Below are 18,570 nucleotides of genomic sequence, written 5' to 3' on the forward strand. Positions count from 1 at the left end.
CCGGTGCCGGGAATGGACGGCGGGGCGCGGGGCGTTCGGACGCGAGTGGCCGTTACCCCAGCATCCCCCGCCCCTGAGCGGACGACCCGCCTGCCCCTCGCCGTCTACGTCCTCGGTGCCGCGGTATTCGCCCTGGGGACATCGGAGTTCATGCTGTCCGGGCTGCTGCCCGAGATGGCCGACGACCTCGACGTCTCCATACCCACCGCCGGTCTGCTGATATCCGCCTTCGCGATCGGCATGATCGTCGGCGCCCCCGTCCTCGCCGCGGCGACGCAGCGGCTCCCGCGGCGGCTGACGCTCGTCGGGCTGCTCGCCGTCTTCGCGGCCGGGCATGTCGTCGGCGCGCTGGCGCCCGGGTACGGCGTGCTGTTCGTCTGCCGCGTCGTGAGCGCGCTGGCGTGCGCCGGGTTCTGGGCGGTCGGCGCGGCCGTCGCCGTCTCCCTGGTGCCCCGCGACGCGCGGGCGCGCGCCATGGCCGTCATGATCGGCGGCCTGAGCATCGCGAACGTCACGGGCGTCCCCGCCGGGGCCGTCCTCGGGCAGAGCCTGGGCTGGCGCTCGGCGTTCTGGGCGGTGGGCGCCCTGGCACTGCTCGGCCTGGTCGGCGTGCTGCTCCTCGTGCCCGCGACCCCGGCGGGTCCGGCCGGGTCACGGATGCCGCTGCGCCAGGAGGCGCGCGTCTACCGCGACCCGCAGGTGTGGCTCGCCAGCGTGACGATCGCGCTGTTCGCGGCGGGCACGTTCTGCTTCTTCTCCTACCTCGCGCCGCTGCTGACCGATGTCGCCGGGCTCGACGAGGGCTGGGTGCCCGCGGTGCTGGTGCTGTACGGCGTCGGCGCGTTCGGCGGGACGGTGCTGGGCGGGCGGCTCGCCGACGCCCACATGTTCGGCACGCTGTACGCGGGCCTGCTGGCGGCGTTCGGCGTGCTGGTGCTCGCCGCGCTGACGGCCGAGACGGCCGTCGCGATCGTCATCCTGTCCGGCCTGCTCGGCTTCGCCTGCTTCCTGTGCGCGCCGGGGCTCAACGCGCGGATCTTCGAGGTGGCGGGCGCCGGAGCGCCCACCCTCGCGGGCGCCACGGCCACCTCGGCGTTCAACACCGGCAACGCGCTGGGCCCCTGGGCCGGTGGCCTGGTGATCAGCGGCGGGCTCGGCTACGCCTGGACGGCGTGGGTGGGCGCGCTGATGGTGCTCGCCGCCTTCGGGGGCGCGTGGCTCCAGGCGCGGGGCGTGCGCCGGTCGGTCGTGATCGCCGCCGGGCTGCCCGTCACACGGTCAGAAGCTCCAGCTCGGCTCGCAGATTGAAGCGTGCCGCCCGCTCCCAGTGCTCGGCGGCGTACGGGGTGTGGAAGAGGGCGGGCAGCGCGAGCAGGCGGCGCAGGACGTCGGCGCGCCCCTCGCGGAACGCGTCGTCGTCCACGTACGCGTACTCCTGCCTGACCTCGGCGGCGTAGACCGCGTACCGCTCCGGTGTGCTCGCCAGGACGGCGAGGTCGGCGTCGCACAGGGCGGCGCCGTTGCGGTCGTCGGGGTCGGGGTCGTGGCCCGCGGTGAGGCGGACGAGGCGGGCGACCTCGGTGGCGCGGGGGCCGCCGCCGAGCAGCTCCTCGGCGAGGCGGGCGCTCATCTCCTCGTTGTCCGGGGAGTACGGGTCGTAGACGGCGTCGTGGAACCAGGCGGCGAGTTCGACGGCGACGGGCTCCGCCGGGTGGCCCGCCAGCTCGTCGAGGTGCCCGAGGACGGCGGCGAGGTGGGCGGTGGTGTGGTAGCGGCGGTGGGGTTCGGCCCAGCGGGCGAGGAGTTCGCGGCCGAGGCGGGCGCCCGCGGGGCCCCCGTTCCCCGGGAGGGCGGTGAAGCGCCGCAGCAGCGCGTCGTCCGGGGCGGGCTCGGGCGTGGCGGGGTCGGGTGTGGCGGCCATGGGGTCATTCTCGCGCGGCCGATGCCAATCCGTTATCTGGGGGGTGCGTTATGTGGGGTGCGGTATGGGGCGCGCCCGTGGTGCAGCACGGCGAGCGCGGCGGCCAGCGCGGCGCAGACCCCGGCCATGGCGATCGCGGTGTGCGCGTGGACCACGGCGAGGGCGCCCAGGGCCGCGCCGCCCAGCATCGCGACCAGGGCGCCGGTCTGGCGCGGTGCCGCGTCGCGCGCGCCGGGGGAGACGAGGGTCACCAGCGTGGATGTGATGACGACGGTGCTGAGGTCAGGCAGGCCGACGGGGCGTACGGCGGCTGCCTGGGCGCCCATCATCAGGGCCAGCAGGGCAGTGAGCAGCGCCTGCGTGGTCCCGCCGGGGGAATCGCCGAGTACCGGCCAGAGCGCTGTGAGGGCGACGGCCGCGCAGAGTTCGGCGTACAGGACGAGCAGTGCCGCGCGGGGCAGCCGGGGAGTGGTGTCCGGCGTACCGCTGCCGGGCGTCGGACGCAGGAGCCGGGCGGTGAGGGCGGCGCCTGCGGCGAAGGCGGCGAGGGCGACGAGCGGCTGGAGCACGGGCAGCCCGTACGCGCCGACGAGGCCGAAGCCGAGCAGCACGACGTTTCCGGTCATGTTCCCGGTGAACACCCGGTCGAGCGCCAGGAAGCTGACCGCGTCAACGGCGCCCGTGGCGGCGGTCAGCAGGAGCAGCGCCCGGGGATAGGCGGCCGGGAGGGGCGTGGGGGGCACGGACAGACCCTAGGCGCCCTCGGGCGGTGTGAGGCGGGCGCAACGGCGGCATGCGCGGGCCGATGACGCCAGGACCGCGTGCGAGGTGGCGGCCAGTGCGCAGGCCAGGGCGGCGAGCGGCCAGTCCGTGGCGAGTACGGCGACCAGTGTGAGGGCCAGGCACGCGACGCCCATGGTCACGGCGGCAGCGCTGCCGGTCCAGGCGACGGCGAGGGGGAGCCGGTGCGGGACGGGCAGGGTGCGTGCCAGCGACCCCGTGACGGGCAGTGCGGCGGCGGCGAGCAGTGCCACGGAGGCGGAGGCGGCCACCAGGTGGACGGCCAGTGTGCGCGGGAGGCCCGCGTCCGTACCGGTGAGCAGCCAGCACAGCAGCAGGACGGGCACGGTGAGGGCGGCCGTTCTGGCGGTGTGGCGGGTCTGGGCGAGGGTCAGTTCGCGCTGGCAGTCGGGGACCAGTTCGCCCGGGGTGCCGAACTCGCGGACGGCCGCGCGGGTGGCCGTCCCGTACGGCATGCCGTCGCGCGTACGGGCGGCGACGGCGTCGGAGAGGCCGTCGCGTATCTCCGCCACCAGGCGGGCCTTGGCGCGGGCCGGGCCGTGGAGCGCGGACGCGAGGGCCGTCGCGTAGTCGTCCACCGGGTCGCGCGGCCCGGCGGCGGCGGTCATACGGCGTTCCCCGCCGCCGGGGGCGCCGGGTTCAGGACGGAGCCGATGACGGCCGTGAACTCCCGCCACGCCGTGCGCTCGTCGGCGAGGCGGCGGCGCCCGGCGTCCGTCAGCGCGTAGCTGCGCCGCCGCCGTTCGCCCGAGGACTCCCAGCTGCCGCGCAGCAGGCCCGTGCGCTCCAGCCTGCTGAGGGCGGGGTAGATCGTGCCGGTGCGCAGCTCCAGGGCGCCGCCGCTGCGGCGCTGGACGGCGGTGATGATCGCGTAGCCGTGCAGCGGGCCCGCTTCGAGGACGGCGAGCAGCACACCGTCGAGGTGGCCCCGTACCGCGTCTGCCTTCATGGGTAGGCAGCCTACACGTCGGATATCTTGGCGTGCTATGCATTGGGAGCCAACATATCCAGCGCGTCCACCGGAGCCGGGTCATGACCAAGGTGCTGCTGTCCGTCCACGTCCTCGCCGCGATCCTCGCCATCGGGCCGATCGCCGTCGCCGCGTCGCTCTTCCCGCGCTACGCGCGGCAGGCCGGGTCCGCCGGTTCCGCCGGGGCCGCCGCCCTGCTGCACCGGATATGCGGCGGCTACGCGGTGGCGGCCGTCACGGTGCCGGTCTTCGGCTTCGCGACGGCCCTCCACATGGGGGTGCTCACCGACGCCTGGCTCGTCGCGTCGATCGTGCTGACCGCGCTGGCCGCCGCCGTGCTCGGGCTGTCCGTCGTGCCGGGGCAGCGGCGGGTCATGGCCTCGGTCGAGTCGGTCGCCGGGGGCGGCCCGGCGGACGCGGGGGCGGGGGCGGTGAACAGCCGCCTGGCCATGTCCACCGGGCTCTTCAACCTGCTGTGGGCGGTCGTCGTGGTGCTGATGATCGTCCGCCCCGGCTCGACCACCGGGGCCTGACGCCCCCTTTGACGACACGCCCTACGCCGGGCAGAGGGCCGCCGTCACCATGTCGAGGGCCACGTCGTCGGCGTCGCCGCCCCAGTCCGTCCAGCTCACGGTGACCTGGCGCGTTCCGTCGGCGGAGTGGTACGAGGCGGTGCTGTACCCAGGGGCGCCGCCCGCGTGGCCCACGGCGGGGCCGCAGGGGAGGTCGACCAGTTCGACGCCGAGGCCCCAGCCGTCGTCGAGGCTGTCGGTGGTCATCTCGCGCAGCTCCGCCGGCTCCAGAAGCTCCCCGCCGAGGAGGGCGGCGAAGAAGCGGTCCAGGTCGGCGGTGGTGGACACGATCTCGCCCGCCGCGCCCGCGACCGACATGTTCACGGTGGTGTAGTCCAGCGGAAGGGTTCCGTACGGCGTCTCCAGCGCCTCGTAGCCGTGGGAGTGCGGCCCTGTCAGGAACGGGGACGAGCCGGGCATGCGCGTGTCGTCCAGGCCGAGGGGCCGCAGGATGCGCCGGTCGATCTCCGTCCGGTAGTCGTGGCCGGTGACCTCGTCGACGAGCATGCCGAGCACGACGTAGTCGGTGTTCGAGTACGCGTGGCGGGTGCCGGGCGGGAAGAGCAGCGGGCGGACGCCGCCGTCGGCATCGCGGACGGCACGCCGCACCATCTCGTCCGCCGTCCAGGTGCGGAACCGTTCCGCCAGAAGGCCGCCGCCCCGGATCAGGCCCTCGGTGTAGTCGGGCAGGCCGCTGGAGTGCCGCAGCAGGTCCCGGACGGTGATCCGGTCGGCCCCCTCCGAGGGGATCAGGCCGGGGAGCCACCGGCCGACGGGGTCGGACAGGTCGAGACGGCCCTCGCCCACCAGTTGGAGCACAACGGTCGCGGTGAACGTCTTGGTGACGCTGCCCGCCCGGAAGCGGCCGTCCACGGGCGCCGGGAGCCGGCCGCCGAGGCGCGACGTGCCGCTGCTGCCGCGCCACACGGCGTCGCCCTGCCTGACCTCGGCTATCGCGCCGATCGCGCCCGTCTCGCGCACCCGGTCGAGCGCCGCCTGCAGCGCGTCGGCGTCGGGTGCGTCGCCGGCCGCGGGCGGGGCTGCCGTCGCCGCCGTCGCCGTGGCCGTCGACACCAGCGCGCACGCCACCAGCACCGCCGCCGCCATGGATCGCGACCGTCTCATGTCCGTCTCCCCTGCTCGTCCCGTACCCGGCGCGATCCTGCCGCGCCGACGTCAGTGATCGTCCCCCGGGGCAGTGCCCGCGCGAATCGGCCGGGGGAGCGAAGGGGAAACCCGGACGCCGCGCGCCCCCTCCCGGACGCCGGGCTCGGGGAACTCCCCGTCCTCCCTCCGGGGGACCGCCGTCGTACGGGGGAGGGACGCCGGGAGATACCCGCCGCAGGTGACGCCCGCGACGGGGGCCCGTCCCTAGCGTCTGCCGCATGACCACAGCACCTGCCGCACCCGCCAGACCCGCCGCACCCCACGCCACGGGCCCCGCGCGCCCAGGCGGCCACCGCACCGGCCGGGCCGAGGCGGCGGGGTACGCCGTCGCCGCGCTGATCCTCGTCGCCGGGGGCGCGCTGCTGACCTCGGCCGTACTCAACTGGCTGGTGGGGCCCGCGATCGTCGTCGCGTGCGTCGCCGTCGCAGGACGGCTCGGCGACCGGCGGCGCGCGCGGTGAGCTGGGCGGCGCACGAACTGGAGAGCTACCTCCTGCACAAGCACCTCAAGGTGAGGGTGTCCTACCTCGCGATCCTCGTCGGCTGCCTCGCGCCCGACATGCTCACCAAGCTGCCGGTGTACGGGATACGGCTCGGCAGCCTCGTCATACGCCCCGGCCAGCCGTGGGACTACCACCGGGGCTGGCCGGGCGCGGGGTTCACGCACTCGCTGATGTTCGCGGTCGTCCTCGGGCTGCTGGCGCTGTGGGTGTTCAGGAGCCGGGCATGGGCGGTGGGCCTGTGCGCGGGCACGGCGGCGCATGTACTGACGGATGTCTTCGACAGCGTCGGGACGATGGTGTTCTTCCCGTTCACCACGCAGCACTACAGCACGGGGATGTGGGCGTACGCCGCGCAGGCCGGGCGGTACGGCGACGCCGCCGCGTACTACGGGAGTCTCGGCCTGGTCTGGGACCTGCTGTGGCTCGCGCTGGCCCTGGCCGGTTTCCGGGCGCTGCGCGCCAGGTACTTCTTCCGCGAGGTGGTGCCGTCCGATCCGGCGTGGGCGTGGCTGCGGAGGCGGCTGCGGCTGTCCGACCGGGTGCTGCTGGCCTGCTACCGGGCCTACTTCGTCTACGGGGCCTGCCGCATCGTCGGCTGGACGCTGTGGGCGCGGCTGGTCGAGCACGCGCCGATGGAGTGGGAGTGGGGCGGGCCCTCCTGGGTGGAGAAGGCCACGCTGGAGCCGACGCCGCTGGGGGAGCTGGCCCTGCGGACGGCGGTGGGGGCGGGGGGCCTGGCGCTGGCGGTCTGGCTGCTGTGGCTGCTCGTCGGCCGCCGACTGTGGCGGGCGGCGGAGCCCGGGGGCGGGCCGGGGCGCGAGGCGGTCACCTGACCACGACGACGCAGGTGGCGTGTGCCCCGTTGCGCAGGGCCGCCGACTCGCAGTCCCTCCGGTTCGTCTCGCTGCTGGAGATCAGCAGCCACAGGATCAGGACGGCGAACGCCAGCATGGCGAGGGCGACGCAGAGGCCGATCGCGATGTCCTTCAGCACGTTCCCCTCCCCGAGGCTCGCCGCTCTCCCAGGCTAGGAGGAGCCGCGGGAGCCGGGGCCGGAAAGCCGCGAAACCCTGCGGATGGGGGCGAGTTGGTGGTAGGCGCCGACCGGTCGCGCCCCGCTCGCGGGACGGTGGCAAGGCCGATTGTCAGTGGGGGGTGTCACACTCGGTGACCGAGCAGCGACCGAGCGGCGACCGAGGGGGTCCCGGTCGGTGACGGGGAGGGTGAGGGCGATGGACGGTCGGGGGAAGCGGTGGCGGGCGCTGCCGCGGTGGTGCCGCCCGGTCCGGCGCGCGGCGGCGCCGGACCCTTGCGGGCGGCCGGACGGCGCGGGCTCAGCCCAGTTCGGCGGGCAGCGGCTCGGTGTGGGTGATGGTCAGGCCCGAGACGGCACGCGTGAGGCAGACGTACAGGCGGCGCAGCCCGGTGCGGCGGTCCGGCTCACCGGCGACGACGGCCGCCGGCTCGTCCAGCACGACGTAGTCGTACTCCAGGCCCTTCGCGAGCGAGGAGGGCACCAGCGTCAGCCGCGAGCCGGTGGACGTCTCGTCGCCCGGCGCGAGGAACGGCAGACCGGCCGCCGTCAGCGCCCCGGCCAGCGCGGGCAGCCGCCCGTCGGCCGCGATGAGGCCGATCGAGCCCTCGCGCTCCAGCGCCTCGCGGCACGCCGCCACCACGGCCCCGTCCCCGGCGTCCCCCGGCACGGGCCGGATCTCGAACGACCCGGCCGCGTCACGGATCGAGGTCGCCTCCTTCAGCCCCGGCGCGATCGCGGGCAGCAGCCGCGAGGCGTACGCGATGACGGCGCGCGGCACGCGGAAGCCCGTCGTCAGCTCCTCGACCTGCCCGTCCGTCTTCCCGAGGTGCGCGAGCGCGGACTCCCAGCTGTCCGTGGCCCAGGGCGTCGTCCCCTGCGCGATGTCGCCGAGGATCGTCGCCGAGCCCGTGCTGCACCGCCGCCCCACCGCGCGGTACTGCATCGGCGACAGATCCTGCGCCTCGTCCAGCACCACGTGGCCGAGCGAGCCGGTGCGCTCCACCAGGTCGTGCGCCTCGTCGATCAGCACGGCGTCGGCCGCCGACCAGCGGACCGACTTCAGGCCGCGCGGCGGGCGCTCCCACAGGATCGCGCGCTGCTCCCCGGCGTCCAGGACACCCTCCGCCCGCGCGGCGAGGAAGTCCGCGTCCGACAGCAGCCGCATCACCAGCTTCGCCGGGTCCACCGGCGGCAGGACGTCCTTCACCAGCGCCTTCACGACGGGCATGCGCGCCACCGCGTTCTGCACACGGTCGTCCGGCGCCTCGCCCGCCCGTTCCATCTGGACCAGGACGGTGTGCGCGATCCGCTGCGGGAGCGCCTCGCGCGCCGCGCCGTAGCGGATGTCCCGGTCGAGGAGTTCGCGGACCAGCTCGGTCAGCTGCCCCGCGCTCACGCGCCAGCGGCGCGAGCCGCGCACCACGACGATGCCCTCGTCCGGCATCCGCACCCCGGCGCGCACGGCCCGCCGCAGCACCTCCGCCATCCGCGCGTCGCCCTTGATCCCGGCGGCCACCGCGTCGTCGGTGCCGCGCACCTCGACCCGGCCGACGAGTTCGCCGACGGTGGCCTGCTTGACCTCCAGCTCGCCCAGGGTCGGCAGGACCTGCTCGATGTACCGCAGGAACGACCTGTTCGGGCCGATCACGAGCGTCCCGCTGCGGGCCAGCCGCTCCCGGTGCGCGTACAGCAGGAAGGCCACGCGGTGCAGGCCCACGGCCGTCTTCCCCGTACCGGGCGCCCCCTGGACGCAGACGGTGCCGGAGAGCGGGGCGCGGACCAGTTCGTCCTGCTCGGGCTGGATGGTCGCGACGATGTCGCGCATCGGGCCGACGCGCGGCTTCTCGATCTCGCGCTGGAGCAGCTCGCTCGCCTGCTCGGCCTCGGCCGGGTCGGTGAGGTGCTCGTCCTCGTAGGCGGTCAGCTCGCCGCCGTCGTAGCCGAAGCGGCGGCGCAGTGCGACGTCCTGCGGGTCCTTCTTCGTCGCGCGGTAGAACGGCTGCGAGACCGGCGCGCGCCAGTCGATGACCATCGGGTCGCCGTTCCCGTCGTGGACGTGGCGGCGGCCGATGTAGAAGCGGTGCCCGTGCTCGCCGCTGTCGTCGACAGCGTGCTCGAAGTCGAGGCGGCCGAAGAAGAGGGGGGTCCCGGACAGGTCGGCCAGCGCCTTGATGCGCTGCTCGATCTCGGCCGCGAGGACCTCGGCGTTGACCCAGTTCGCGGCGACGTCGGAGATGTCGAGGGCCTCGGTCTCCGCGCGCATGGCGCGCAGGGCCGCCCGCGAGGCGGCGAGATGGGCCTGTTCGGTGGCGAGCGGCGAGGCGGCGCCGTCGTCCGGGCCGCCCGGGGACGTGGCGGGTGTGGGGGGTGGGACGGGAGAGGGCATGGCGGTGCCTCCGGCGGATGGATCAGGGCGGGTACGTCCGTGGGAGCGGACTCGTCGGCCGGTTTCCGTCCGGCCGACTCCTGCCGGGCGGTGGCGCCGCAGGAGGGGAAGCACGGGAGCTTAGGGCGGGGGCTTCCCCGGGTGCAAATCATTTGTCCCCCGCGGGGCCGGGCGCGCCCCCTCCCTCCCCGGTCGCCGCCAGGCGGGCCGCCGGGCCTGCCGGGCGGCACTCGGCGGTGCCTCGTGACGCACCCGCCGCTGTGACACGGCTGTAGGGACAACCCCCTAGGGGGCTGGCCCGTGGGACCCCCGAAAGGTTCGGGGGCGTGCTCGGCCCCGCGGGCGATGCCCGCTGACCAGGGCGGACGGCAGTCTGGACGGCATGAGCAGCATCACCGCACACGCCGCCACGACCACCGGCCGGATCGCCGTCAGGCGGACCCGGCACCTGCTGGGCGGCGCCCTGCGCGCCGCCCGCGTGCTGGCCGGGACGGCCGTCGAGGTCGCCGTACTCGGCCGTGTCGACGAGGAACCCGGCCTTGTCCGCCACCGCCGCTGAGCGGGCCGGGCCCTGGTACGCCCTTCCGGCCGCCGGCGGAACCCCGCCCGACGCGGGGAGTCCTGCCCGGCCCCGCGGCCAGGCCGACCTCCGGTCCGGAGCGACCCGTTCCGGCATCGTGTGGAACGCGCCCTGCCCGGCGTCCGCGGGGCGGTGTCCCGGAGGCGGCGGCCGACGGGGGTGTCCGGGTCAGTCCGGTCCGCCGCGCAGGTGGGCGAGGACGGCGAGGACGCGGCGGTTGCCCTCGGCAGGGTCGAGGTCGAGCTTCATGAAGATGTTCCCGGCGTGCTTCACCACGGACGCCTCGGTCACGTGGAGCCGGTGCGCGATGCCCTGGTTGGTGAACCCCTCGGCCATCAGCCCCAGGACCTCGCGCTCCCGCGGCGTGAGGCGGTCGAGCGGCGTCGCGGCCGTCCGCCGGTCGAGCAGCACCCGGACGACCTCCGGGTCGATCACCGTCCGCCCCTCCGCGACCCTCCGCAGCGCGTCGAGGAACTCGCCCACCTCGCCCACCCGGTCCTTGAGCAGGTAGCCGAGCCCGGCCTGCCCGCCGCCGGTGAGCAGCTGGGTCGCGTACGCCGTCGCGACGTACTGGGACAGCACGAGGACGGGCAGCGGATCGTGGCGGGCGCGCAGGTCGAGGGCCGCCCTGAGCCCCTCGTCGCGGAAGTCCGGCGGCATGCGCACGTCCGTGATGACCACGTCGGGCCGGTGCGCCTCCACGGCCTCGGCCAGCGCCGTCGCGTCCCCGACGGCGGCGGCCACCTCGTGCCCGCTGCGGGTCAGGATCTCCGTCAGCCCGGCGCGCAGCAGCACGGCGTCCTCGGCGATGACTACGCGGAGCACGGCACCTCCATCCGCAGCCGCGTCGGGCCCCCGGCCGGGCTCTCGACGACCAGCCGCCCGTCCAGGACGGCCAGGCGGTCCGCGAGCCCGGACAGGCCCGTGCCCCGCGCCGGATCGACCCCGCCGCGGCCGTCGTCCTCGACCAGCAGGACGAGGCTGCCGCCTTCGAACCGCCCCGTCACCCCGACGTGCGAGGCGCCGCTGTGCCGCGCCGCGTTGGCCAGCCCTTCGAGCACGGCGAAGTACGCGGTCGTCTCCACGGGCGCGGGCAGGCGGCACGGCAGGCGGATGTCCACGGCGACGGGGACGGGCGTGCGCAGCGCCACCTCCGCCACGGCGGCGGCCAGCCCGTGGTCCGTCAGCACCTGCGGGTGGATGCCGCGCACGAGGTCCCGCAGCTGCTCCAGGGCGCGTCTGGCCTCCTCGCGGCCCCGGGCGACCAGGGCGGCGGCCTTTGGATCGCTGCCGCGCAGCTCGACCTCGGCAAGGCCCAGGGTCATGGTGAGGGCGACGAGCTGCTGCTGCGCGCCGTCGTGGAGGTCGCGTTCGATGCGGCGGCGTTCGGCGGCGAAGGCGTCGGCGAGCCTGGCGCGTGAGCGGGTCAGTTCGATGGCGCGCTCCCGCATCCGGTCCTCGCGCGGCGACAGCAGGAACCAGGCGGTCCGCACCTGCGCCAGGGTCAGCCAGCCCGCCGCGTAGGCGGACAGGACCAGACCGGCCACCCCCGCGACGCTGAACGGCACGGCCGCCGGTGGGCCGGGTACGGCGTGCCCGGGGATCAGCATCACCGTCTCCGGGGCCAGCGCCCACACGATCAGGGGACTCACGACGTACGCGCAGGACAGCGTGAGCAGCGCGAGCACGGCGAGCCCCGCGGCGGCGAAGACGACGCCGAGCAGGATCAGGTAGTCGAACTCGCGCCAGGTGGCGCGCTCGGTCCAGCGGTGGCGCAGCCGCCGCCACGCCCCGGCGCGTGGCGGGGGCCGGTGCGGGCTGGTGAGGGCGGTGGGCTCGACCAGGCGCAGTCTGCGCCGTTCCATGGCGGCGACGGGTATGCCCAGCAGCGCCGTGCACGCCAGCAGCAGCAGGCCCACGCCGACCACGGCCAGCACGCCCCCGGTGAACGCCAGCACGACCAGCGTGAGCAGCGCCGCCGCGCCCAGCAGCGCGCCGCCCGCCAGGTGGGCCCAGCAGCGCAGCGGCCAGGAGGAGAGCAGGAAGCGGACCGGCGGCCGGGCGAGCGCCGCGCGGACGGCGAACGCCGGGACGCCCGTGCCGTCCGTGCCGTCCGCACCGGCGCTGCCGTCCGGGACGGCCGGTGCCTCCGTGGCGGACATGCGGGGTGCCTCTCCCTCTTCGGTTGGCGGCGTCTTTCCGTGTCTCTCCGTGTTCGCCGGAGGTCATGCCGACTCTAGTCCGCGCGCCCCGGTCTGTCGGTAGGGGAAAGCCGACCAAGGGGTCTCGACCTACCTGTCATGACCCCGCGCCCGTTCCCGGCTTCGCTGGTGGACGTGCCGAAACACCACGTGGGAACGCCCTCGCTCCGGGTCCGTCCGCCCCTCGGGCGGCGCGGCCTGTGGGTCGCCGGGTGGCTGGCCGCCGCCTGCTGGGCGGCCGCCACCGCCGCCGTCTCCACCCTCCCGCCGCACCGCACCTGGGGCATGAGCGCCACGCTCGGTTACGGGGTCGCGGCGCTCGCCGCCTGCTTCCTGCCCCGGCCCCGTGCCCGCGCGTTCTCCGTCGCGGCGGCGGTGACGGGCGCCGTGGCCGTACCGTTCGCCGTCCTCGCGCTGACCGGCGGCGCGCAGAGCGAGGTGGCCGTGATCGAACGGTCCGCCGCGCTGCTGCTGCACCACGGCACGCCGTACCTGGCCGACGCCCAGGAGGTGACGGACTACAACCCGTACCTCCCCGCCATGGCCCTCTTCGGCATACCCGCCGCGCTGCTCGGCGACGGTACGGCCCCGGCACGCCTCCTCGGTGACGCCCGGCTCTGGTGCGCCCTCGCCCTGCTGGCCTGCCTGTCCGTCCGCGCCGCTCCCAGAACCGCCCGCACTGCCCCCGCCGCCCCCACTGCCTTCGCCGTCCTGGTGGCCTCGCCGCTGGTCGCGCTCCCCCTGTGCGTCAGCGGTGTGGACCTCCCGCTCGCCGGGCTGTGCTGGCTCGGCCTCGCCCTCGCCGCGCGCGGCCGCCCCGGCGCCGCCGGGCTCGCCCTCGCCTGCGCCTGCGCGCTCAAGTGGACCGCCCTGCCCGCCGTCGCGGTGGCCGCCGCACTGGCCGCCCACCTCGCGGACCGCCGGGCCGCCCTGCGCTGTGCCGCCGTCTGCCTGGCCGGAACGTCGGCCGCGATCCTCCCGTCCGCCCTGCTGTCCCCCGGCGCCATGGCCGAACAGGTCCTGGCCTTCCCCCTCGGCCTCGCCGACGTGCCGACCCCGGCCGCCAGCCCCCTGCCGGGGCGCCTGCTCGCCGACCTCGGTCCGGCGGGCCGGTGGACTGGGCTCCTGCTGCTGGCCTGCGGCGGCGCGGCGGTCGCCGTCTCCCTCGTCACCCACCCGCCGCGTGACGCCGTGGCCGCCGCCGACCGCCTGGCCGCCGGGCTGTGCCTGGCGTTCCTCCTCGCCCCCGCCGGGCGGTTCGGCTACTTCGCGCTGCCGCTGCTGCTCGTCGCGCAGGCCCGCATCGCCGCCCCGGTCCCCGTCCCCGCCGTACTTCCCGAAAGGCCAGCACCGTGCGTTCCACCCTCATCGTCACCAACGACTTTCCCCCACGGCAGGGCGGCATCGAGACGTTCGTCCACGCCATGGCGACACGCCTCCCCGCGGACGACGTCGTCGTCCTCACCTCGGCCGAGCCGGGCGCCGCAGCGTTCGACGCCACCCTCCCGTTCCCGGTGATACGCGTCCCCTCGCGCACGCTGCTGCCCACCCGCCGCGTCACCGCGCGCGCCCTGCGGGTGATGCGCGACCACGGCTGCGACCGCGTGTGGTTCGGCGCGGCCGCGCCCCTCGCCGTGATGGCGCCCGCCCTGCGCCGCGCCGGGGCCCGGCGGATCGTCGCGACCACGCACGGACACGAGATCTGGTGGGCCAGGATCCCCGGGGCGCGCGCCCTGCTGCGCCGGGTGGGCGACAGCGTGGACGTGGTGACGTACCTCGGCGCGTACACCCGCGACCGGATCGCCCCCGCCCTCGGCCCCCGCGCCCGCCTCAGCCGCCTGGTGCCCGGCGTGGACGCGGACGCGTTCCGGCCGGGGCCCGCGGCGGCCGGGGCCGGGCACGCCTTCCGCACGCGCCACGGGCTGCACGGCCGCAGGGTCATCCTGTGCGTCGCCCGCCTCGTCCCGCGCAAGGGCCAGGACACGCTTGTCCGTGCCCTGCCGCTGATACGCCGCGCCGTGCCCGACGCGGCGCTCGTCCTCGTCGGCACCGGGCCATACGAACGGCGGCTGCGGCGGCTCGCGGACACGTACGGCGGCGGCGCGGTCGTCCTCACCGGCGGCCTCCGGCACACGGAGACGCCCGCCGCGTACGCCGCCGCCGACGTCTTCGCCATGCCGTGCCGCACGCGCAGGGCCGGTCTGGAGGCGGAGGGGCTCGGCATCGTCTACCTGGAGGCGGCGGCGGGCGGCCTGCCCGTCGTCGCGGGCGACTCCGGCGGGGCACCCGACGCCGTGCTCGACGGCCGCACCGGCACCGTCGTGGACGGCCGGGACACCGGGGCCGTGGCCGACGCGGTCGTACGGCTGCTCGTCGCACCCGGCGCGAGGGCCATGGGCGAGGCGGGGCGGCGCTGGGTCGCCCGCGAGTGGACCTGGGACGCGTCCGCGCGCCACCTCGCGCGCCTCCTCACGCCCCCGGCGCGCTGAGCGCTACGGGCTCAGACGCCGTCGCGCCGGCCCTCCTCGTCCACTTCGCCGCGGGTCCCGATCTCGGAGGCGTCCATGATCCGGTAGGCGTACCCCTGCTCGGCGAGGAACCGCTGCCGGTGCGCGGCGAAGTCCTGGTCGATGGTGTCCCGCGCGACGACCGAGTAGAAACGCGCCTCGTGCCCGTCCGCCTTCGGCCGCAGCACCCGGCCGAGGCGCTGCGCCTCCTCCTGCCGCGACCCGAAGGTCCCCGACACCTGGATGGCGACCGTCGCCTCGGGCAGGTCGACGGAGAAGTTCGCGACCTTCGAGACGACCAGCACGCTCAGCTCCCCGGAGCGGAACGCGTCGAACAGCTTCTCGCGCTGCGCGTTCGTCGTCTCGCCCTTGATGACCGGGACGCCGAGCCGCTCGCCCAGCTCGTCCAGCTGGTCGATGTACTGGCCGATGACGAGCGTCTGCTGGCCCGCGTGCCGCGCCACCAGGGCCTCGGTGATGCGGCGCTTGGCGTCCGTCGTGGCGCAGAAGCGGTAGCGGTCCTCCGGCTCGGCCATGGCGTACGCGAGCCGCTCCGACTCGGTGAGGTCCACGCGGACCTCGACGCAGTCGGCGGGCGCGATGTACCCCTGCGCCTCGATCTCCTTCCAGGGCGCGTCGAATCGTTTCGGCCCGATGAGGGAGAAGACGTCCGACTCCCGCCCGTCCTCGCGCACCAGCGTCGCCGTCAGGCCGAGCCGCCGCCGCGCCTGGAGGTCGGCGGTGAACTTGAAGACGGGCGCGGGCAGCAGGTGCACCTCGTCGTAGACGATCAGCCCCCAGTCGCGCGAGTCGAACAGTTCCAGGTGCGGGTAGACGCCCTTCCGCTTCGTCGTGAGGACCTGGTACGTCGCGATGGTGACCGGGCGGATCTCCTTGCGCGTGCCGCTGTACTCGCCGATCTCGTCCTTGGTCAGCGACGTGCGCTTCACCAGCTCGGACTTCCACTGCCTGGCGGAGACGGTGTTGGTGACGAGGATCAGCGTCGTGGACCGCGCCTGCGCCATCGCGCCCGCGCCCACCAGCGTCTTCCCCGCGCCGCACGGCAGCACGACGACGCCCGACCCGCCGTGCCAGAAACCGTCCACGGCCTGCCGCTGGTACGGGCGCAGCGCCCAGCCGTCCTCGTTCAGGTCTATGGGGTGCGCCTCGCCGTCCACGTACCCGGCGAGGTCCTCGGCGGGCCAGCCGAGGCGCAGCAGCGACTGCTTGATCTGGCCGCGCTCGGAGGGGTGCACGACGACGGTGTCCGCGTCCACGCGCGCGCCGACCAGCGGCTGGATGCGCTTGCTGCGCAGCACCTCCTCCAGCACGGGCCGGTCGGTGGTCTGGAGGACGAGGCCGTGCGCGGGGTGCTTGACGAGGGACAGGCGGCCGTAGCGCGCCATCGTCTCGGCGACGTCCACCAGCAGCGCCTGCGGCACGGGGTAGCGGGAGTACGTGACGAGGGCGTCCACGACCTGCTCGGCGTCGTGCCCGGCGGCCCGCGCGTTCCACAGCCCGAGGGGGGTGACGCGGTAGGTGTGGATGTGCTCGGGCGCCCGCTCCAGCTCGGCGAACGGCGCGATGGCACGGCGGCACTCCTCGGCGCGCTCGTGATCGACTTCGAGCAGCAGGGTCTTGTCGCTCTGCACGATGAGCGGCCCGTTCACGCGCTTCTCCTCCGGGGTGGTGCGATGGCTGCGGGGAATGGGTGAAAGAACCAGTGTCGCACCCGGCGGCAGGGTCAGCGGAGGGCTTCGTAGATGCCGGTCAGCTCGGGGGAGGGGCCGCCTTCGCCCGCTTCGACGGACCAGAGGGCGTTCTGGAGTACGCGGCCGAGCGTCCAGGCGCGGGCTCGGGCGCGGTCCGCGTCGAGGAGGGCGGTCATCAGGTCGAAGCGGGCGCGGGTGCCGTCCGGGGTGTAGCGGTTGTAGAGGGCGGGCGCGATGTCGAAGCAGGGGTCGCCGACGAGGGGTTTCGGGTCGATGGCGAGCCAGGGTTCGCGGTGGGAGCCGGGCAGTGGGGCGAGGACGTTGTCGTAGTGGAGGTCCCAGTGCAGCAGCCGGTCCCCAGGCTCGCCGGCCACTTCGCGTACGGCTGCCGCGCAGTCCTTGAGCAGGGGGCGGCAGGCGGGGTCGGCCTTGGGCAGGGCGTGGGGGACGCGTTCCAGCATGTCGGCCGTGATGTCGCGCAGGTGCCGCATGCCGGGGGGCGGGGTGGCGGCGGTGAGGCGGGCGAGCAGGCCGGTGAGGAGGGTGACGGCCTCGCGTGCGTCGGCGACAGTGCCGAGCGAGCGGTGGGAGAGCCGTTCCAGCAGCATCGAGCCGGTGGCGGGGTCGTGCGCGAGGAGGCGGACGGCGCCGTCGCCCGCCCAGGCGGCGAGGGCCCGGGGCTCGTCCCGGGTCTCGTCGTCGGGCGGCTGGAGCTTGAGGGCGGTGGGTGTGCCGTCCTCGGTGAGCACGGGCAGGACGAGGGCGACCATCCCGTGCAGGCCGGGGCCTGTCAGGCGCAGCCGCCAGTGCGCCAGCATGCGGTCGGCGAGTGCCGGGAGCGCGGCTGTCCAGGCACGCCCCGCGTCACCGGAGAACGCGGCGTGGTGCTCGGCCAGGCGCGCGGGGACGGTGATCACCGGGCCAGCGTAGGGGAGAGGGGCGTGGCGGTGGGGAGCCGGTGTTCCAGGCGCAGCATCAGCAGCGAGCCCAGCGCGGCGAGGAGTCCCACGGCGAGCCAGGGCAGCAACCGGTCCCGGCTGAAGAGCAGGCCGAACAGGCCAGGCGCGATGATGTTGGCCGTCGCGAAGGTGTACTGGAACGTGGCGAGGTACGTCCCCCGGGAACCGGCGGGTGCCACGTCGGCGGTGAGGGCGTTCGACGCGGGTCCGTAGACCATCTCCGCGACGCTGTAGCAGGCCACCGCGCACGCCAGGAACGGCAGCACGGCGTCCTGGGGCAGCAGGACCGCCGCTGCGGACACGGCGCACCACAGCGCCCACAGTCCGCCGCCCGTGGCCATGGCGCGCGGGCGGCTCCAGCGGCGTCGCACGAAGCGGGTGACGGTGCCCGTGCAGGTGGCCAGGAGCAGGGTGTTCAGGGCCAGTAGGGCCCCGGGTGCCCAGCCCGGTGCGGACAGGCCCTCCACGAGGTAGACGGGCAGCGACAGGGCGAGGAACGTGCTGCACAGCGCGAAGATCGTGCACGTCCCGATCAGTCCGAGGAAGGGGCGGTCACGCAGCAGGGCGCGGTAGCCGGAACGGCCCTCGGCGGGCGGCGCGTGGTGGGGGACGGGCGGCACCAGGAACGCGACCACCAGTGCGGCGGCCAGCATCGCCACCGCGCTGGCGAGGATCAGCGCGTGGTGGACGCGGAGGGAGTCGGTGCCCAGCAGGGCGCCCGCCAGCAGGGCGCCGCCACCGGCTCCCGCCTCCCGCACCATCGTGGTCCGGGCGAACCACTCGTCCTTGGCGTCCGGCCGGTCGGCGTCCGCCTGGTCGGCGATGAGGGCGAAGACCGACGACCAGTAGATCCGCAGCCCGGCGGTCGTGACCAGTACGGCGGCGACCAGCGAGGCGGCCCCCGAGACCGCGAGGTAGCAGAGGAAGCCGATGCCTTGCAGTGCCTGGCCCGCGGCGACCACCCAGCGTGGCCCTATGCGGTCGACCAGCCATCCGACGGCCAGCGGGAGCGGCAGGGTCAGCGCGGTGGCCATGCTCACCAGGAGCCCGATGGTCCCCAGGTCCAGGTGGGTGGCCTTCAGGAAGTAGAGCAGGGCCAGCGGGAGGTAGAGGCCCGTGCCCAGTGATTCGACGGCCACCGCCGCGAAGAGGGGGCGGCGTATGCGGGTGCCGGGGGGCGGTGCTGTTCGGGTCGGGGGCGCCGACTCGGGGTTTCTCATGTCCGGTCCTGTTGCGGTGGTGCGTGAGCGGGGGGA

19 protein-coding genes are annotated in these 18,570 nt (G+C 75.4%); 7 read left to right on the forward strand and 12 right to left on the reverse strand.

Features of this window, described 5'->3' with window-relative positions:
• The first annotated feature begins 90 nt into the window (after nucleotides 1-90).
• Nucleotides 91-1,308, forward strand: coding sequence for a Cmx/CmrA family chloramphenicol efflux MFS transporter (locus ACIBPC_RS27340; protein ID WP_362961575.1), 1,218 nt, complete (start codon nucleotides 91-93; stop codon nucleotides 1,306-1,308).
• Here ACIBPC_RS27340 and ACIBPC_RS27345 read toward each other — a convergent pair.
• From ACIBPC_RS27345 to ACIBPC_RS27360, 4 genes are read right to left on the reverse strand one after another with little or no spacing between them, the layout of a single operon-like run.
• On the reverse strand, nucleotides 1,271-1,921 hold the full coding sequence (locus ACIBPC_RS27345) for a metal-dependent phosphohydrolase (RefSeq protein WP_398848299.1): 651 nt from the start codon (nucleotides 1,919-1,921) through the stop codon (nucleotides 1,271-1,273). The two genes, ACIBPC_RS27340 and ACIBPC_RS27345, sit on opposite strands and share 38 nt — an antisense overlap.
• A 32-nt stretch (nucleotides 1,922-1,953) precedes the next feature.
• Complete coding sequence (locus tag ACIBPC_RS27350) at nucleotides 1,954-2,664, reverse strand: YoaK family protein (RefSeq protein ID WP_398848301.1); 711 nt, start codon at nucleotides 2,662-2,664, stop codon at nucleotides 1,954-1,956.
• 9 nt (nucleotides 2,665-2,673) lie between these two features.
• Nucleotides 2,674-3,330: a permease prefix domain 1-containing protein gene (locus tag ACIBPC_RS27355; protein ID WP_398848303.1), complete on the reverse strand. Its 657-nt coding sequence runs from the start codon at nucleotides 3,328-3,330 to the stop codon at nucleotides 2,674-2,676.
• Nucleotides 3,327-3,671: a helix-turn-helix transcriptional regulator gene (locus tag ACIBPC_RS27360; protein WP_362961415.1), complete on the reverse strand. Its 345-nt coding sequence runs from the start codon at nucleotides 3,669-3,671 to the stop codon at nucleotides 3,327-3,329. Before ACIBPC_RS27360 ends, ACIBPC_RS27355 begins: the two co-directional genes overlap by 4 nt.
• Before the next feature lie 83 nt (nucleotides 3,672-3,754).
• Between ACIBPC_RS27360 and ACIBPC_RS27365 the strand changes: the two genes are divergently transcribed.
• Nucleotides 3,755-4,225, forward strand: a complete 471-nt coding sequence (locus tag ACIBPC_RS27365) for a hypothetical protein (RefSeq protein ID WP_398848305.1) — start codon at nucleotides 3,755-3,757, stop codon at nucleotides 4,223-4,225.
• A gap of 21 nt (nucleotides 4,226-4,246) precedes the next feature.
• Here the strand turns inward: ACIBPC_RS27365 and ACIBPC_RS27370 are convergent, their stop codons facing one another.
• Nucleotides 4,247-5,389, reverse strand: coding sequence for a serine hydrolase domain-containing protein (locus tag ACIBPC_RS27370; protein ID WP_398848307.1), 1,143 nt, complete (start codon nucleotides 5,387-5,389; stop codon nucleotides 4,247-4,249).
• A gap of 260 nt (nucleotides 5,390-5,649) precedes the next feature.
• Between ACIBPC_RS27370 and ACIBPC_RS27375 the strand changes: the two genes are divergently transcribed.
• Together ACIBPC_RS27375 and ACIBPC_RS27380 are read left to right on the forward strand one after the other, a co-directional pair.
• Complete coding sequence (locus ACIBPC_RS27375; RefSeq protein ID WP_398848309.1) at nucleotides 5,650-5,892, forward strand: hypothetical protein; 243 nt, start codon at nucleotides 5,650-5,652, stop codon at nucleotides 5,890-5,892.
• A complete protein-coding gene (locus tag ACIBPC_RS27380; protein ID WP_398848311.1) occupies nucleotides 5,889-6,767 on the forward strand; it encodes a metal-dependent hydrolase in 879 nt (292 codons plus the stop codon). Before ACIBPC_RS27375 ends, ACIBPC_RS27380 begins: the two co-directional genes overlap by 4 nt.
• Here ACIBPC_RS27380 and ACIBPC_RS27385 read toward each other — a convergent pair.
• Nucleotides 6,760-6,927 carry a hypothetical protein gene (locus ACIBPC_RS27385; protein ID WP_362961425.1) on the reverse strand — a complete coding sequence of 56 codons (168 nt, stop codon included), beginning with the start codon at nucleotides 6,925-6,927 and terminating at the stop codon, nucleotides 6,760-6,762. The genes ACIBPC_RS27380 and ACIBPC_RS27385 overlap by 8 nt on opposite strands.
• 340 nt (nucleotides 6,928-7,267) lie before the next feature.
• Nucleotides 7,268-9,355 (reverse strand): HelD family protein, encoded by a 2,088-nt coding sequence (locus ACIBPC_RS27390; RefSeq protein WP_398848312.1) that lies wholly within the window; start codon nucleotides 9,353-9,355, stop codon nucleotides 7,268-7,270.
• A gap of 382 nt (nucleotides 9,356-9,737) precedes the next feature.
• Here ACIBPC_RS27390 and ACIBPC_RS27395 point away from each other — a divergent pair, with 382 nt between their 5' ends.
• Nucleotides 9,738-9,914 (forward strand): hypothetical protein, encoded by a 177-nt coding sequence (locus ACIBPC_RS27395; RefSeq protein WP_362961427.1) that lies wholly within the window; start codon nucleotides 9,738-9,740, stop codon nucleotides 9,912-9,914.
• 189 nt (nucleotides 9,915-10,103) lie between these two features.
• Here ACIBPC_RS27395 and ACIBPC_RS27400 read toward each other — a convergent pair whose 3' ends face one another.
• Nucleotides 10,104-10,760, reverse strand: a complete 657-nt coding sequence (locus tag ACIBPC_RS27400; RefSeq protein ID WP_398848314.1) for a response regulator — start codon at nucleotides 10,758-10,760, stop codon at nucleotides 10,104-10,106.
• Nucleotides 10,748-12,097: a sensor histidine kinase gene (locus ACIBPC_RS27405; RefSeq protein ID WP_398848316.1), complete on the reverse strand. Its 1,350-nt coding sequence runs from the start codon at nucleotides 12,095-12,097 to the stop codon at nucleotides 10,748-10,750. Before ACIBPC_RS27405 ends, ACIBPC_RS27400 begins: the two co-directional genes overlap by 13 nt.
• 174 nt (nucleotides 12,098-12,271) lie before the next feature.
• Here ACIBPC_RS27405 and ACIBPC_RS27410 point away from each other — a divergent pair, with 174 nt between their 5' ends.
• Complete coding sequence (locus tag ACIBPC_RS27410) at nucleotides 12,272-13,654, forward strand: glycosyltransferase 87 family protein (protein WP_398848317.1); 1,383 nt, start codon at nucleotides 12,272-12,274, stop codon at nucleotides 13,652-13,654.
• Entirely contained in the window at nucleotides 13,561-14,625 is a 1,065-nt protein-coding gene (locus ACIBPC_RS27415; RefSeq protein ID WP_398848319.1) for a glycosyltransferase family 4 protein, read from the forward strand. The genes ACIBPC_RS27410 and ACIBPC_RS27415 overlap by 94 nt, the downstream gene beginning before the upstream one ends.
• Before the next feature lie 11 nt (nucleotides 14,626-14,636).
• Here the strand turns inward: ACIBPC_RS27415 and ACIBPC_RS27420 are convergent, their stop codons facing one another.
• The 3 genes from ACIBPC_RS27420 to ACIBPC_RS27430 all read right to left on the reverse strand — a co-directional run bounded on the left by ACIBPC_RS27420 (nucleotide 14,637) and on the right by ACIBPC_RS27430 (nucleotide 18,534).
• Entirely contained in the window at nucleotides 14,637-16,313 is a 1,677-nt protein-coding gene (locus ACIBPC_RS27420; protein WP_398848321.1) for a DNA repair helicase XPB, read from the reverse strand.
• Nucleotides 16,314-16,387: 74 nt separating this feature from the next.
• Complete coding sequence (locus ACIBPC_RS27425; protein ID WP_398848323.1) at nucleotides 16,388-17,272, reverse strand: aminoglycoside phosphotransferase family protein; 885 nt, start codon at nucleotides 17,270-17,272, stop codon at nucleotides 16,388-16,390.
• Nucleotides 17,269-18,534: an MFS transporter gene (locus ACIBPC_RS27430; RefSeq protein WP_398848325.1), complete on the reverse strand. Its 1,266-nt coding sequence runs from the start codon at nucleotides 18,532-18,534 to the stop codon at nucleotides 17,269-17,271. The genes ACIBPC_RS27425 and ACIBPC_RS27430 overlap by 4 nt, the downstream gene beginning before the upstream one ends.
• Nucleotides 18,535-18,570: the final 36 nt, after the last annotated feature.

It is taken from the genome of Streptomyces sp. NPDC049879, assembly GCF_044461265.1.
Lineage (GTDB): Bacteria > Actinomycetota > Actinomycetes > Streptomycetales > Streptomycetaceae > Streptomyces.

Excerpts from the sequence above, each read along its gene's own strand:
- ACIBPC_RS27345 (WP_398848299.1), bottom strand. The coding sequence starts at position 1,921 with ATGGCCGCCACACCCGACCCCGCCACGCCCGAGCCCGCCCCGGACGAC.
- ACIBPC_RS27415 (WP_398848319.1), top strand. The coding sequence starts at position 13,561 with ATGGCGACACGCCTCCCCGCGGACGACGTCGTCGTCCTCACCTCGGCC.
- ACIBPC_RS27360 (WP_362961415.1), bottom strand. The coding sequence starts at position 3,671 with ATGAAGGCAGACGCGGTACGGGGCCACCTCGACGGTGTGCTGCTCGCC.
- ACIBPC_RS27355 (WP_398848303.1), bottom strand. The coding sequence starts at position 3,330 with ATGACCGCCGCCGCCGGGCCGCGCGACCCGGTGGACGACTACGCGACG.
- ACIBPC_RS27430 (WP_398848325.1), bottom strand. The coding sequence starts at position 18,534 with ATGAGAAACCCCGAGTCGGCGCCCCCGACCCGAACAGCACCGCCCCCC.
- ACIBPC_RS27370 (WP_398848307.1), bottom strand. The coding sequence starts at position 5,389 with ATGAGACGGTCGCGATCCATGGCGGCGGCGGTGCTGGTGGCGTGCGCG.
- ACIBPC_RS27390 (WP_398848312.1), bottom strand. The coding sequence starts at position 9,355 with ATGCCCTCTCCCGTCCCACCCCCCACACCCGCCACGTCCCCGGGCGGC.
- ACIBPC_RS27395 (WP_362961427.1), top strand. The coding sequence starts at position 9,738 with ATGAGCAGCATCACCGCACACGCCGCCACGACCACCGGCCGGATCGCC.
- ACIBPC_RS27365 (WP_398848305.1), top strand. The coding sequence starts at position 3,755 with ATGACCAAGGTGCTGCTGTCCGTCCACGTCCTCGCCGCGATCCTCGCC.
- ACIBPC_RS27375 (WP_398848309.1), top strand. The coding sequence starts at position 5,650 with ATGACCACAGCACCTGCCGCACCCGCCAGACCCGCCGCACCCCACGCC.
- ACIBPC_RS27405 (WP_398848316.1), bottom strand. The coding sequence starts at position 12,097 with ATGTCCGCCACGGAGGCACCGGCCGTCCCGGACGGCAGCGCCGGTGCG.